11 protein-coding genes are annotated in these 14573 nt (G+C 44.0%); 4 read left to right on the top strand and 7 right to left on the bottom strand.

The window, feature by feature from the left end:
• Nucleotides 1-106: 106 nt before the first annotated feature.
• The 3 genes from T344_RS0103415 to T344_RS0103405 all read right to left on the bottom strand — a co-directional run bounded on the left by T344_RS0103415 (nt 107) and on the right by T344_RS0103405 (nt 4488).
• A complete protein-coding gene (locus tag T344_RS0103415; protein ID WP_027627551.1) occupies nt 107-1816 on the bottom strand; it encodes an AMP-dependent synthetase/ligase in 1710 nt (569 codons plus the stop codon).
• 102 nt (nt 1817-1918) lie between these two features.
• Nucleotides 1919-2713, bottom strand: coding sequence for a dihydropteroate synthase (locus T344_RS0103410; protein WP_027627550.1), 795 nt, complete (start codon nt 2711-2713; stop codon nt 1919-1921).
• A complete protein-coding gene (locus tag T344_RS0103405; RefSeq protein ID WP_027627549.1) occupies nt 2710-4488 on the bottom strand; it encodes a bifunctional homocysteine S-methyltransferase/methylenetetrahydrofolate reductase in 1779 nt (592 codons plus the stop codon). The genes T344_RS0103410 and T344_RS0103405 overlap by 4 nt, the downstream gene beginning before the upstream one ends.
• 221 nt (nt 4489-4709) lie before the next feature.
• On the opposite strand from T344_RS0103405, the gene T344_RS30205 reads away from it, so the two are divergent.
• Nucleotides 4710-4886 carry a YjfB family protein gene (locus T344_RS30205; RefSeq protein ID WP_004625936.1) on the top strand — a complete coding sequence of 59 codons (177 nt, stop codon included), beginning with the start codon at nt 4710-4712 and terminating at the stop codon, nt 4884-4886.
• Nucleotides 4887-5041: 155 nt separating this feature from the next.
• Here the strand turns inward: T344_RS30205 and sdaAA are convergent, their stop codons facing one another.
• Complete coding sequence (sdaAA, locus tag T344_RS0103390; RefSeq protein ID WP_027627548.1) at nt 5042-5914, bottom strand: L-serine ammonia-lyase, iron-sulfur-dependent, subunit alpha; 873 nt, start codon at nt 5912-5914, stop codon at nt 5042-5044.
• 15 nt (nt 5915-5929) lie between these two features.
• Nucleotides 5930-6619: an L-serine ammonia-lyase, iron-sulfur-dependent subunit beta gene (sdaAB, locus tag T344_RS0103385; protein ID WP_034860569.1), complete on the bottom strand. Its 690-nt coding sequence runs from the start codon at nt 6617-6619 to the stop codon at nt 5930-5932.
• Between the two features lie 182 nt (nt 6620-6801).
• On the opposite strand from sdaAB, the gene T344_RS0103380 reads away from it, so the two are divergent.
• The 3 genes from T344_RS0103380 to T344_RS0103370 all read left to right on the top strand — a co-directional run bounded on the left by T344_RS0103380 (nt 6802) and on the right by T344_RS0103370 (nt 11927).
• On the top strand, nt 6802-7374 hold the full coding sequence (locus T344_RS0103380; RefSeq protein WP_027627546.1) for a TetR/AcrR family transcriptional regulator: 573 nt from the start codon (nt 6802-6804) through the stop codon (nt 7372-7374).
• Between the two features lie 19 nt (nt 7375-7393).
• Nucleotides 7394-9433: an MFS transporter gene (locus T344_RS0103375; protein ID WP_027627545.1), complete on the top strand. Its 2040-nt coding sequence runs from the start codon at nt 7394-7396 to the stop codon at nt 9431-9433.
• A gap of 301 nt (nt 9434-9734) precedes the next feature.
• Complete coding sequence (locus T344_RS0103370) at nt 9735-11927, top strand: family 10 glycosylhydrolase (RefSeq protein WP_027627544.1); 2193 nt, start codon at nt 9735-9737, stop codon at nt 11925-11927.
• A 33-nt stretch (nt 11928-11960) separates the two neighbouring features.
• Here the strand turns inward: T344_RS0103370 and T344_RS0103365 are convergent, their stop codons facing one another.
• Both T344_RS0103365 and T344_RS0103360 read right to left on the bottom strand, forming a co-directional pair.
• Entirely contained in the window at nt 11961-13373 is a 1413-nt protein-coding gene (locus tag T344_RS0103365; RefSeq protein WP_027627543.1) for a peptidoglycan D,D-transpeptidase FtsI family protein, read from the bottom strand.
• Entirely contained in the window at nt 13374-14573 is a 1200-nt protein-coding gene (locus T344_RS0103360; protein ID WP_027627542.1) for an FtsW/RodA/SpoVE family cell cycle protein, read from the bottom strand.

Genomic DNA, 14573 nt, shown 5'->3' with positions numbered 1-14573 from the left:
ATAGCAGCCACAAAAATGTAATGTAATTTGTTCACTCCTCATCCGCTATAAGGCGAATAAAGGAGGTTAATTGGCCATGTGCGCTATATGATTTACTCAAAAAATTTTAAGCTAGCTCCTGATATCTTTTTATCTTTTTGGTTGTTGTCTTTTCGAACTCGTTATCCCTTAGCGTAAATTCCTTAACATACTTGTAGGTAACCAGTTCCCTGTTAATTCTCTTAACCTCGGAACCGATTATTGCATTCACGTCTGCCTGTCCGATAACACCATTCTTTACATCCTCCTCAATCTTCTCCCTGTCCGGCACAATCTGGGCGCAGACAACCACGTCATCCTTTCCCTCAGTACCGTAAACAAGGGACTCCTTTATATAATCACTTCTGTTGAGGAGAGTTTCAATTTCTTCGGGATATACATTTTTGCCGTTTTTGGTAACAATGACATTTTTCTGTCTGCCGGTTATGTGTATGAAACCGTCAGAATCCATAAAACCCATGTCCCCCGTATAAAACCAGCCGTCCCGTATGCTGGCATCGGTGGCCTCTTTATTTTCATAATAACCCAGCATGACACTGGGTCCCTTGACCTTGATTTCACCGATACCCTCACTGTTGGGCTTATTGATTACGACCTGCAGACCCGGCAGCGGAAGGCCTGCCGCATCGTCCTTGAACCAGCAGTCCCTGTTCAAGCCCACTATGGGTGCACATTCGGTAAGGCCATAACCCTGTACCAGTTTTATTCCTATTTCACGGAAGCCTTTGGATACCATAGGATCAATTGCAGCAGCTCCGCTTATAAATAACCTCAAGTGGCCCCCAAGGGCATCGTGAATCTCGGCAAAGAGCTTTCTTCTGATATCCGCACCGAAAACTCCGGCTATTTTACTCAGTCTGATTCCCAGTTTGAGTTTTCCCGGTCCTCCGGGTTTCTTGGCAACCTGATTCATAAGCTGCTTGTAAATGGATTCGAACACAAGGGGAACCCCGTTCATTACGGTACAGCCCGATTCCCTTAAATTTTTCACTATATGGCGCAGGCCTTCACAAAAAGCCACCGTGCTGCCCCTGTACATCTGGCACAGGAAGCCGCAGGTACACTCATATGTGTGGTGCATGGGCAATACCGATAAAAATACATCCTTATCGTCTATATACAGCATAGAGCACATGGCCATGAGATTTTCCGCTATATTTCTGTGGGACAGCATAACTGCCTTGGATTTATCAGTGGTTCCCGATGTGAACAATAGAATATCCATAGCTTCATTATCAATGACTGCGTCCAGATACTCTTTTCTTCCCTGTGCCAGGAGTTCCTTTCCTTTCTGCATCAGCCTGCCGTATGAAAGCTGACCGTCGGTATCCTCCTCGATATCCATATTGATAAAGTATTTGCAGCTGGTTATATTCTTTAAAATGTTTTCGATATTATTGGATACTCCTCCTGAAAAAATTATGGCATCCGCATGGCTGCGCAGCAAGCAGTTCTCTATCTCATTCTGCGGGAGCTCCTTGTCCAACGGAACAATAATCCCGGTTCCATTGCAGACAGCAAGATAGGAGGTTGCCCATTCATATCTGTTTTCACCGATCAAAGCAATTTTTTTACCTTTAAGCTCCAGACTCAACAAAGCTGTCCCCAGGGCGTCAATATCTTCCTTGAACTTTTTAAAGGATACAGGGACATAATCTCCCCCTGTTCTCGGCTTGACAAGGAAAGCGGCCTTGTCGGCATAAAGCTTTGCACTCTGTTCAATCATGTCCTTGAGATTAGAGATCTTTCTCACTTCATACAACGGTTTGTCTTTCATGGGTGGTACCCTCCAATATGCAAATTATTCCGCTTTTCGTAAACTTCGTAAAATATTGTATCACATAAAATGTTAACTTGACAGCAGAATATAAAATTATGATCAGTTATTCTTTTGCCCTCTGAAATAGCCAAGATACTCCATGCAAAATTCATCCCTACCCGCAATCATTTCTGCAATAAATACAGTACTCCGTATCTGTTGGTTTGTTATATCCACAATACCGCTGTCAAGGCCGGCGTAAATAGCCGTGTTAAGAAAAGCGGCATTTATGTCCGGCCTTTTGGGAAGACCGAAGGATACGTTTGAAACCCCGCAAATAATATGAATATCCGGCTGTGCCTTTCTCAGGGCTGCTATGGACTCTATTGTTGTTCTGGCATTTTCGTTATCAACGGCAAGAGCTTCCGCCAGAACATCAATATATATTTTATCCTTTGCAATTCCCGCTTCCTGAAGTATTTCAACCAGCTTAAGCGAATTTTCCACCCGCTTTTCAGCTGTTTTTGGAATACCGTCCTTATCTATGGGCAGGCATACAACTCCTGAATTATAGGACTTTACAACCGGTAAAAGCTCATTTATCCTATCCTGGAGAGTTATTGAATTGATTATTACTTCTCTTCCCGATATGAGCCCGATTGCCTTTTCAATCACTGCCGGAGAAGGTGAATCCAGCATAATACCGCATTCTGTACTCTCAAGCACTATACCGAGAACATATTCCATCATTTCAATTTCCTGCTCTCTGAAAATCGCAGTATTGATGTCAAGAAAATCGGCTCCGGCGTTTTGCTGATCTACGGCAATTTTTTTGAGTTCTTCAGTATTTTTCGCCTTCATGAGCTCAAATATCCTCGGGATTGAACTGTTTAATTTCTCACCAACTATTATCATACCTTTTTCTCCTTAATCCTCTTTATTAATTCACAAACCACATGTATTCTCTTAAGCGGTGTCATTATATAAAATCCGGAAACATGTTCATACAATTTATTTATACACTTCATTGAGTGTTCTATACCAAGAATTTCCGATTCTTCCCTGCTCTTGTCCCGGAAGCTTTCAACAGTAGCTGCATCTATGTCTATTCCCGGAACCTCGTTATTTATAAACTGTGCGTTCTTATACCCCACAATGGGCATTATTCCTGCAAACACAGGTACCTTTAACACTTCAAAAGCCTTGACCGCATTATTTACGGCGGTTTCAGTATATATTGCCTGTGTCAGGAAGAAGCTTATTCCATTTTCGATCTTTTTAACAGAGCGTCTTAACTCGGCATCGAAATTAGGTGCATTTACGTTCAAGGCTCCGCCTATTTCAAAGGAAGCCTCACCGAATACGTTGTCATTCAGGCTTGACACGTAATTTGCCAGATTTGAGGAGTTCATACTGTAGACTCCCTTAACGTCCTTTCTTTCAATGATGGCAATGGGATCACCTGTTACAAGCAAAACATTTCTGATGCCCTCGATATTTAAGCCCAGCAAGGTTGCCTTTATACCCAGCAGATTCCTGTCCCTGCAGGTAATGTGAGGCATTGCGGGCAAGCCTGCCTCCCGCTGCAGCCTGGCAGCCATCATTGAACTGTCCGCTCTTGATTTTGCCAGCGGCGAGTCGGCAATTGTTATCATATCCGCCCCCGCAGTTTTCAGCAGGAAGGCATCCCGCAGCATGTACTCCCAGTTTGTATCAAAGGGCGGATCTATTTCAACCAGAATGGGCTTCTTTTCAGCTATGAGCTTTTGGATCAAAGGCTTTCTATTTGCAGGTAGAACCTGTTTATCAGCCTGCTGCCCGGTATTGCCTGCTGCACTTCCGCTGCCGGCCAGCAATTTTGCGGTAACGGCTATGTGATGCGGTGTTGTTCCGCAGCAGCCGCCCAGTATTTTCACACCAAGCTTTTTCAGTTCCAGCATTTTTTCAGCAAAGTAATGGGAATTGTCAACGTAAACCGTCCTGCCTCTTTCCGAGGAAGGATATCCGGAGTTTGGCATGACAGTGACCAGCCTGCCCTTTATATCCAGCTGGCCCACCAGTCTGCACATATGCGCCGGACCACTGATACAGTTAAATCCACAGGCATTGACCAGACCGCTGGAACTGACCTTTTTAAATATATCCTGAAAAAACAACCCCTCTTTGGAATATCCGTCGGGGTAGACAGCAAAGGAAGCAATTATAACGGCATCAGGCTTTTTGAGTCTGATATGGGCAGCCAGTTCAAGAATAATATCATAACGCGAAAAGGTTTCGAACAGAAAATTTTCAGCACCGCATTGAAGAAATATATCAGCCAGCTTTTTGTATTCCGTCTCTTCTTCCTGTCCCTGTGGTATTGGAACGGGACCGATATCCGCAAAAACGGCTGTTTCCCTGTCTCTCACGGCAGCATTGGCAATTTCCCAGCCTTTTTTTATGATTTGCTCCACCTCTGACTGCTCACAGGTCAAAGAAAACCTGTTGGCTGCAAAAGTATTTGTCTTTATGGCATTTGCACCGGCTTCAATATATTCCCTGTGTATACGTAAAATCGTCTGGCCGTCGTTCAGGTTGGCAGTCTCACATGCAATGCTGTTGTCATGCCTGGAGGAATAATAGGTGCCCATGGCACCGTCAAACAGAAAATAATCTTTATTTTCAAATAGTTTCGTAACATTTAATTTCATAATATTCATTCCTTCGGATAATAAGGGATACCCGTGCCGGGCCCTGCCGGCTCAAGTCCTATACCCTTTGAAATATTATACGTTTAGTTATTGTGTCAGTCAAGGAATACATTGTTATAGTTACCATAAAAAACAAGAACATATTGTAGTTTAATGTTGAAAGGTGTAAAATTATAATATGAGTTTAGATATATTTGAAATAATAAAGGAGTGGTTTTGAAATGGATATTGAAGCTTTATCTGTGCTGAAGTCACAAGCCGCAGTCAGCGAGAAAGCAAGCCTTGCCGTAACAAAACTCGCAATGAACGCTGCTGAAGAGGACTCACAGGCTCTTACAAAAATGATGGAACTCAGTGTCAATCCCAATTTAGGAGGCAATTTTGACCAAAGTGTTTGATTATTTAAGTTAAACCCTGCAGTCATATCCTGCATTGTGAATTGATTGTAACCTAAATGATTTTAAAAAACAGCAAAACCATAAGCCGGTTCCATCCGGTCCTATGGTTTTTTGTTTTGCCGTGCAGTACCATCCGCACAAACAGTTGAAAACTGCTATCTCCTGAAGATACCGTCGGCTATTTTTCCGGCGGTTTCAGTAGCGGCCAATCCCCCCATGGCAGTTTCCCTCAGCTGGTAGGGAAGCATTTTCCCCACTTTGTACATGGCCTCCACAACCTCATCAAAGGGTACATTGCTTTTTATGCCCGCCAGGGCCAGATCTGCAGAAGTTACCGCATTAACCGCCTGGGATGCATTCCTTTTTGCGCAGGGCACTTCCACCAGGCCGGCAACAGGGTCGCATATGAGCCCCAGAATATTCTTCAAAGCTATAGCTGCTGCATTGAGGCTCATCTCGGGTGTGCCGCCGGCCAGTTCAACCACCGCAGCTGCGCTCATGGCTGCCGCCACACCGCATTCGGCCTGGCAGCCTCCCTCTGCTCCGGCTACAGTGGCGTTCTTTACAATGATTGCGCCTATGCCGGAGCAGGTGATCAGTCCCCTGACGGCGCTTTCCTCATCCAGACCCAGTTTCTCGCACACCGAGATTATGACGGCAGGCACTATTCCGCAGGAGCCTGCCGTAGGTGCGGCGCACACCCTGCCCATGGAAGCGTTTACTTCGCAGGAGGAAAGGGCTCTGGCCATCATCCTGCACATAAAATCCCCTGACAGGGTCCTGCCTTCCTCCGTAAAATCATTTATTTTCCTGGAATCGCCCGAAATCATGCCTCCCACTGTCTCCTGAGGTTCTGACAGCGCTTTTTGTGACGAGTCCTTCATGACGTTATACCTTTTTCGCATTGCATCTTTTATTTCCTGCTCCGACCTTTCCGATATTTTCATTTCATTCTCAAGAATGACATCGTAAAGTCTCAGGTTCCTGCTGTTTGCGAGCTCCAAAAGCTCACGGCCGTTACTGTACATAAACTCTCCTTATATTTAAAGTGCTTTATTATCCATAAAATTCATAACCTTTACATCATCCACATATTCGATTTGGGACAGTTGGTCGATGATAGCATGAGATATTTCGTCATCGGTTTCAATGATGGTGGAGGCTTCCGTCCCTTTCTCCTTGCGGCTGACCCTCATGACTGCGATATTTATGTTGTTTTGAGCCAGCAATGAGGTTATCTCACTGATAACACCCTTCTTATCCTTATTCCTTGTAATGATAACAGGATTTTCAGCTGCTATTTCCACTTCAAAATCGTCTATATTTGTAATCAGTATCCTTCCTCCTCCGATAGACGCACCGATGACCTTATGATACTTGTTATTGCTGTCTATGATTTCAATCAGCACCGAATTGTCATGTGCATTAGTCAGATCGATTTCCCTGAACTGGTAATCCACACCGTTTAATTCGGCAATGGTAAAGGAATTTCTGATATTTTCATCATCCTCCTTCATCCCCAGCACCCCTGCCACAAGCGCTTTATCGGTACCGTGCCCTTTGTAGGTTTTGGCAAAGGAACCATGGAGTCCGAACACAACCCTTTTTACATCTTCATTGGCCACCGTCCTTGCAATGCGCGCTATCTTTGCGGCACCTGCTGTATGCGAGCTGGAGGGACCGATCATTATTGGGCCCAACACTTCAAAAATACTAATCTCTATTACAATCACCCTTTCAAGTTATAAATCCCGAATCATATATCAATATATCAATTATATAAGAATTATATATGAAAAATATAATAAAGTACAAAAATAGTATCTGTAATTTATCAATTATTAAAATTTTATTATTGCTAAAAAAAATAAAACAAAGTATAATGAACATTGTTCATATTAAAGAGGAGATAATTATGCCTAAAAATTTAACAAATGTAAAAGAGGATATTTTGGCCGTAACCCGTCAAATGATCAAAGAAACAGGCTATTCCGAATTAAACATCAGGAATATTGCGGCCAGATGCGGCGTTGCAACCGGTACGGTCTATAACTACTATAGTTCTAAAAACCAGATTATTGCCGAAATCCTTATGAACGAGTGGAAACTTATGCTTAGAAGGATTGATCAAAATACTAAAAATACATCCCAGATAATCGACAAACTGGAAATTATATTCAACGAATTAAATTACTTTATGATCAACGTTCATGGTAAATGGTTTCAAGATCATCCCATAGAAAATACTGAAGAGATGAATGTAAGTAAACTCAATGAGAAAAGAGTTCTGCTGAGAAATCAGATATCGGAAAAGGTTTTAACCCTGGTAAATTCCTACTGTGACATGCAAAAAAGCTCACCGGAAACCCTGGATATTTGTGATATTATCTCTCACATCCTTATTTCCTATTCAAACGAAAGTGCCGGATTTGCTAAAATAAAACCTTCGCTTTGTGCTCTTATAAACCAATTGACGACAACAAATTAATTCAATAAAGGAGCTTCTTATGGTTCGACTTAATAATTCCGATTCAAAACCAAAATTGGGTATGCTGATGCTGCTTTATATGCTGGGAGTATTTATGGGGGCAATTGACACCGGGATCATAACACCCGCCAGAACAGTCATACAGGCCAATCTTGGTGTTGAAGACAAACTCGGCATATGGATGATAACTATTTTTACTCTGGCTTATGCAGCTTCAATCCCTGTTTCAGGTAAAATTGCCGACAGGATTGGAAGGAAGCATGTCTACCTTGTATGTATAACTTTGTTCGGAACCGGTTCTCTTATCTGCGGTCTTTCCTCCAATTTCGAAAGCTTTCCGATGCTGCTGACCGGCCGTGTCATACAGGCAATCGGCGGCGGCGGAATAATGCCTGTTGCAAATGCCGAGTTTGGCACCACCTTTCCTGAAGAAAAAAGAGGAATGGCCCTGGGGCTTTTAGGAGGAGTATACGGTTTGGCCAACATACTGGGATCCTCCCTGGGCAGTGCCATACTTGACATTTGGGGTATGGATAACTGGCAATACCTCTTTTATATCAATTTACCGATCAGTGTTACTATAATTGTTTTTGGGATAATATTCCTGCCTGTTAACAAAACTGCTGAAAAGCCGGGTAAAATAGACTTACTGGGTACCGTAGTCATAGTATCCATGATATTGTCACTGATTTACGGCCTGAAAAATATAGACTTTTTTGATTTCGTAAACACATTAAAAAACACAAGTGTTTATCCGTATTTAATATTTTTTGTTATTTTACTGCCCGCTTTTATTTTTATTGAAAAACGGGCACAGGATCCCATTCTTAACCTGAAATATTTCACATCACCCCAAATACTTATTACTCTTATCACAGGCTTTTTTGTCGGTGTCTGCATGATGGGTATGATATTTGTACCTCAATTTTCCGAGAATGCACTGCACATTGCCACCGGAAAAGGCGGATATTTTGTAACGGTATTAGGAATATTTACAGCCATAGGTGCTCCTATGAGCGGTAAGCTGGTGGACCGGTACGGTGCCGGTAAAATACTGACAGGAGGCTTCCTGGTATCACTTGCAGGTTCGCTGTTCCTGGCTTTTGCGGCAACAGAGGCCAACAGCCTGGCAACGGTTTTGGTCAGTCTTGCTCTGATAGGAACAGGTCTGGGCTTCGTAATGGGTTCCCCTTTAAACTACATGATGCTGGGCAATACCAGGCAGGAGCAGGCAAATTCAGCACTGGCGGCACTTTCACTTGTTAGGTCCATCGGTACTGTTATTGCTCCCTCCATAATGATAGGGTTTATTTCACAGGCAGGTATTGTAGCTCAGCACGAACTTGTGAATCTGCTGCCGCAGCCTTCTGTCCCCGCTATATCCCAGGCAGTGGAATTGAACAAAACCTTTGAGGAAATGAAAATGGACCCAAGAATGGCAGATATGCTCAAGGATGTGAAAATTCCCGATCTGAGTATGAACGCCGGCATGAAGTTTGATATAAACAGAGGTGAAGGACTTCCGGCTGACTTGCTGAAGTCCATGCAGACAGCCGATGTCACAAATATAAAAGACAAAGCAAAGGAAATCTCCTCATACATGTTTGACCGGAATACACCGGCGGTTATTGAAGATATCCGTTCCGGCATAAAACAGGGCATTGACGGTATCAATAAAGGGATTACAGGAATTGATACTGCCATATCCAGGATGGAAGCCATGCCTGATGCATCCGGGCCGGGACAGGTCGGTCCAGATGTTCAGGGTAGGGATGCGGCACTAACCGCCATGAAGGCGCAAAAAAGCAAACTGGCCGGTACACTGGTCAAAATGGAAGAACTGAACAATGTAATCCCCGGTGAATTTGAAAAGGCTAAAAACGACTACCTTGCAAAAATAGACAGGATCGGTCCTCAGCTTGAACAATCGTTTCAGACTTCGTTAAGTACGGGCTTCAAACAAATGTACCTTACTGTGGCAGTTTTCTGCCTGCTGTCAATTTTACTGCTGTTGATGTACCGTGATCCTGTTTCACATGAGCCTGTTTTAAAAGATTAAAAAATATTGCATGAGTCATTTAATAATTGATTTTAATCGAAAAAGTAAATAGGTATTGACATACTTTTTACGAGGCAGACCTGGCTTACTAATATGGAACCGGTCTGCCCTTGCAATTTTTCCCACAGAGCTGTTTTTCTTGACTAAACAACACAGTATGCCTTAACATATTACCAGAGATTAATTTTATGTAAACCAACAATATATATTAGTTATTTATTTAGTTACTTATTTATTTAGTTACTTATTTATTTTCAGTTGTTTTTAGTTGTTTATGGGTCATATGTTTCCGGGGGTTATCATGCACATCAAGTCAAATTCTTACATACGCCTGTTCAGTCTGCTGTTTTTATGTTTACTCGCTTTGTCTATTACTTTTCAGTCCTTTGCGGCTGCATGGGATCCGTATCTGCAATATATTCCTGCGGCTACTCCGGTGACCAAAAGCCAGCTCCGCGGCGCCTGGATAAGTACCGTTGCAAATCTGGACTGGCCTTCCTCCAAAACCAGGGCAATTGCAGACACAAATCTCAGGATTCAAAAGTCCAAGGAAGAATTAATAAAATTATTGGACAAAGCCGCAGCCCTTAACATGAATGCTGTTTTTCTACAGGTACGCTCAACAGGCGATGCCTTATATAAGTCCAGCCTGGCCCCCTGGTCCCGGTATCTCACCGGTACATTTGGAAAAGACCCCGGCTTTGATCCGCTGCAATTTGCCATAGATGAGGCTCACAAAAGAAATATGGAGCTGCATGCCTGGTTCAACCCCTACCGGATTTCCATGGATACCGGTAACGCCACAAAAGCTTCCCTGAATATACCTAAGAGTGTTTATAAGGAACACCCCGACTGGATCAGGACAGCCAGCAACAGATTTGTACTTGACCCTGGCATTCCCGAGGCAAGGAAATGGGTTGAGGACTGTGTAATGGAGGTTGTCAGGAATTATGATATCGACGGTGTCCATTTCGATGATTACTTTTATTATGAAGAAGTTAACAATGAGATGGGAGACGATTCCACTTATCAGAAATATAACAATGGACAGTTTGCCAAAAAGGCTGATTGGAGGAGAAATAATACATATCTTCTGATAAAGGAATTATCGGCAAGAATAAGCTCGGAAAAACCCTGGGTAAAGTTCGGAATAAGCCCCTCCGCCATCTGGAGAAACAAAAAGGACGATCCCGCAGGCTCCAATACCAATTCCTCCTATACCAATTACGACAAATGCTATGCCGACACTAAAAAATGGGTGGATGAAGAATTGATAGACTATATATGTCCTCAAATTTATTTTACCTATGCAAATCCGGCCGCTCCCTATGGCGAGCTTGCCAGCTGGTGGTCAAATGCCGTGAAGGGCAAGAATGTCCACCTGTACATAGGGCAGGCACTTTACCGGATAAATGAAGGAAACTCCACAAATGACAGGGATTTTTCAACAGATAACGGAGTACCTGAAATGACACGCCAGATAAAGTATAACACCGTTAAACCTGAGATTCAGGGCAGTGTTATGTTCAGGATTAACCACTTTTTTGAAAGCCCCATGCAGGCAGTAGTTTCCGCTCTCCAAAAGGATTTGTGGTCCACCAAAGTCCTTGTGCCTGCCATGCCCTGGAAAGGCGGACGTGCTCCGGCAGTTCCGGAAAATGGTACAATCACTTCGGCTTCGGATGGAATAAGGCTGACCTGGACTGACAACGATACGTCAACTGCATATTATGCAATTTACAGATACTCAAACACTGAAACCATAGATATAAACTCAAATGAAAGCGCCAGAAAACTCATTGCCACAGTAAGACGCAAGACCGCGGGTCTGCAGCAGTTTACCGACACTGCGGGAACCGGTCTGAATGGGGCTGTATATGTTATCACCGCTCTTGACAGGCTCCATAACCAAAGCCAGGCCTTAAAACTAAGCAATGGCTCAAAATACTTTAGCGACGTGGGCCAAAATGTTTACTGGGCTGTGGACTCAATAGACTATCTATATGAAAAGGGCATCGTATCGGGAGTTGGACAGAATAATTTTATGCCGGCAGCCAATTCCAGGCGCGGAGATTTTATCCTTATGCTTGTAAAAACCGCCGGCCTGCAGGCCCAATTCAGCAGTAATTTTACCGATGTGCCGGCCAATTCCTATTATTACAATGCCATTGGAACAGCCAGAGAGCTGGGTCTCACCGCCGGGACCGGAAATGGATATTTTGATCCCAAATCAGGCATTACACGGCAGGATTTGCTGGTACAGGTGTACAAAGCTGCCCAGGTTTCAGGTATTCCGCTGCAGCCGGCCGACGGGAGCCAACTGGCCGCATTTTCCGATTCGTCTCAGATAAGCGGCTATGCAGCCGAGGCTATGGCCGTAATGGTTAAGAACGGGATCATCAGCGGTTCCGGCAACAGGCTCAATCCAAGAGCCCAGGCCACAAGAGCCGAAATTGCAGTAATATTGTCAAAGCTGCTGCAAAAACTTAATTAGACAGGCCGGGATGTATAGTGCTTTCAAGTACTTTTACTTTTTGAAATACTTGCTCATGACCTGTGAGGATATTTTTGCAGCTGCCGTTCCGCCGTAACCGCCCTCCTCCACTATAACCGCAACGGCTATTTCAGGGTTTTTATACGGTGCAAAGCCGATGAACCAGCTGTGTGGGTTTTTACTTTCAAGGTGCTGTGCCGTACCGGTTTTGCCGCAGACCTGTATCCCGCTGACCTGTGCCCTTGTACCCGTACCCTTTGCAACAACATCTCGCATAAACCTCTTTATTTCGGCTGCATAGCCCGGAGAAGTGATCCGATCTATTTCATCGGGCCTGAATTCTTTAACGGTATTCCCGCTGTAATCAACTACCTTGTCCACAAGCACTGGCTTCAGCATCACTCCGTCATTTGCTATGGTCTGTGCTACCAGTGCCATCTGTACCGGAGTGGCCAGCACTTCTGCCTGACCTATTCCGGCCTGGGCAAGATTTCCTTTTTCAGATACATCATATTTAGGGAATCTGCTGTTGTCAATGATTATGCCATCTGTCGGAATATTCCTGTTAAATCCGAATTTTTCGGCAGTCTTGAATAAATTCTTCTCCAGGCGTATCCCGAGATTTCCGAAAAATACATTGCTGGATTTAACCATGGCCTGTTCAAAATTTATTTTTCCCATGGCTTTGCCCTGGTCGTTGCTCAGCGTGTAATCCGGGCCCAAAACCAGCTTGCCCTCGTCATTAAAGGTTTCCTTCTCAATTCCGTCTATATTTTCAAGAGCACTGACCCCTGTCACTACCTTAAAGGTCGAACCCGGGGGATAGAGCCCCGAAACGGCTCTGTTCAGCAGCGGCCTTTGTTCATCAGTGCTCAGCTGCTTCCAGATTTCCCCTAGTTTGTTCGGGTCATATGAAGGCTTGGACACCATAGCCAGGATTTCTCCCGTATCCACCTTAATTACCACAACCGAACCGCGGGAGGAACCCAGGGCATTATATGCCGTCTGCTGAAGGCCCAGGTCAAGAGATGTATAAACATCATCCCCCTTCTTGTCTACCTCCTTGAAGCCGTTGCCCACCCACGCCATAAACGATGCGGATATGTTGCTGGACAGATAACTGTCATAAAGGTTTTCAAGTCCCGAGATGCCGTATTGAGGGTCGTAATAGCCAAGCACATGTGCGGTGGCCGCTCCGCCCTTATAGGTTCTCTTGTACTGATTGTTCTTTGCCTTTTCACTGACAGACAGTTCTTTTCCGTTTTTATCATAAATAGTTCCCCTTACCACCTTGTTTCTTATGTCCCACATTCTCCTGTTGTCGGGCCTGGTGGCGATTTCAGGCCCTCTGAAGAGCGTGAAATATGAGAGATAGCTGATTAAAACGATAAAAACTATCAGGAAAATTATCATTACACGTTTTATATTGGTTGTCAGATTGTCCATTTATTCATCACCTTCGGATACCTTCTGAATTATGCTTAATGACAGAAAGCTGATCAGCAGGGAGGTTCCGCCATAGCTGACAAAGGGCAGCGTAATGCCTGTCAGCGGTATAAAGCCGGTAACTCCCCCCACGATTACAAGAGCCTGAGTGGCCGTCATTACACTGAGCCCTGCCGTCAAAAGCTTTGTAAAATTGTTTTCGGCATGGAGAGCGCTCCTGATTGATCTGTAAAACAGCAGGAAATGCAGTATCAAAATGGCAAGTCCCATCAAAAGCCCCATTTCCTCACAAATAACCGAGAATATAAAGTCCGATTCATTAACTGCCACATACCCCGGATGCCCCATGCCAAGACCTCTTCCAAAGAGTCCGCCCATAGCAATGGCGTACATGGATTGTACGAGCTGGTAGCTTTCGTTATAAACATAATCCCATGGATTGAGCCATATCATAAAACGCTTCCGGATGTGCCCGAAAACCGCATAGCTGGCCGCGCCCCCTGCTCCGAACAAACCCAGGGAGATCAGGACGTAAAGCTTTTTTGAAGTTGCAAGATAAACCATTGTTACCGATACTGCAAATATGATAAGGGCCGTTCCAAGGTCTTTCTGCAAAACCATAAAACCCAGCGAAATTATTATGACTATTCCTGGTTCGATAAGCTGTTTTCTGGATCTAATATCCGAAAGAGCTGCCGACAGATAAAGTATAAGAAATATCTTTCCGAATTCCGAGGGCTGAAAGCCGTAAGGACCGATTTTCACCCAGTTTTTCGCCCCTAGTATTTCCACACCGATAAATGTGGCCATAGCCATAAATGCTATAGTTCCGGCCAGGAATACGTATCTGTAACCGGCGTATTTTACAAGTCCCTTTTTGAGATAGAGCACAACAAATAAAAACATCACTATCCCTATTATAAGCCATACAAGCTGTTTGAGAGCTATTGTCCTGCTGAGCCGGAACAACATTATCATTCCGATGGAACAAAGCAGCATGGCCAGCAGGAATATAAGCCTGTCTCCCATTGGATAATACTTTTTAAGTACCCAGGAGGTCACGGCTACTATAACCGTTATTACCGCAAAAAATACGCCGGCCATGGGATCGATGGGCTTACCCAAAAAAGCCAGATTAAGAAATCCAAAAAATATAAATAAATATATAAGAAACTGTAAAGTTTTAAGTCGTTTTGTCAT

Source organism: Ruminiclostridium cellobioparum DSM 1351 = ATCC 15832, assembly GCF_000621505.1.
GTDB classification, from domain to species: domain Bacteria; phylum Bacillota; class Clostridia; order Acetivibrionales; family DSM-1351; genus Ruminiclostridium; species Ruminiclostridium cellobioparum.
The sequence above is the reverse complement of the archived record's forward strand: the minus strand, read 5'-3'. Positions and strand labels throughout refer to the sequence as shown.

What these genes read in the sequence shown, in the direction of transcription:
- T344_RS0103415 (WP_027627551.1), bottom strand. Translation starts at nt 1,816, where the DNA reads ATGAAAGACAAACCGTTGTATGAAGTGAGAAAGATCTCTAATCTCAAG.
- T344_RS0103410 (WP_027627550.1), bottom strand. Translation starts at nt 2,713, where the DNA reads ATGATAATAGTTGGTGAGAAATTAAACAGTTCAATCCCGAGGATATTT.
- T344_RS0103405 (WP_027627549.1), bottom strand. Translation starts at nt 4,488, where the DNA reads ATGAAATTAAATGTTACGAAACTATTTGAAAATAAAGATTATTTTCTG.
- T344_RS30205 (WP_004625936.1), top strand. Translation starts at nt 4,710, where the DNA reads ATGGATATTGAAGCTTTATCTGTGCTGAAGTCACAAGCCGCAGTCAGC.
- sdaAA (WP_027627548.1), bottom strand. Translation starts at nt 5,914, where the DNA reads ATGTACAGTAACGGCCGTGAGCTTTTGGAGCTCGCAAACAGCAGGAAC.
- T344_RS0103380 (WP_027627546.1), top strand. Translation starts at nt 6,802, where the DNA reads ATGCCTAAAAATTTAACAAATGTAAAAGAGGATATTTTGGCCGTAACC.
- T344_RS0103375 (WP_027627545.1), top strand. Translation starts at nt 7,394, where the DNA reads ATGGTTCGACTTAATAATTCCGATTCAAAACCAAAATTGGGTATGCTG.
- T344_RS0103370 (WP_027627544.1), top strand. Translation starts at nt 9,735, where the DNA reads ATGCACATCAAGTCAAATTCTTACATACGCCTGTTCAGTCTGCTGTTT.
- T344_RS0103365 (WP_027627543.1), bottom strand. Translation starts at nt 13,373, where the DNA reads ATGGACAATCTGACAACCAATATAAAACGTGTAATGATAATTTTCCTG.
- T344_RS0103360 (WP_027627542.1), bottom strand. Translation starts at nt 14,573, where the DNA reads ATGACAAAACGACTTAAAACTTTACAGTTTCTTATATATTTATTTATA.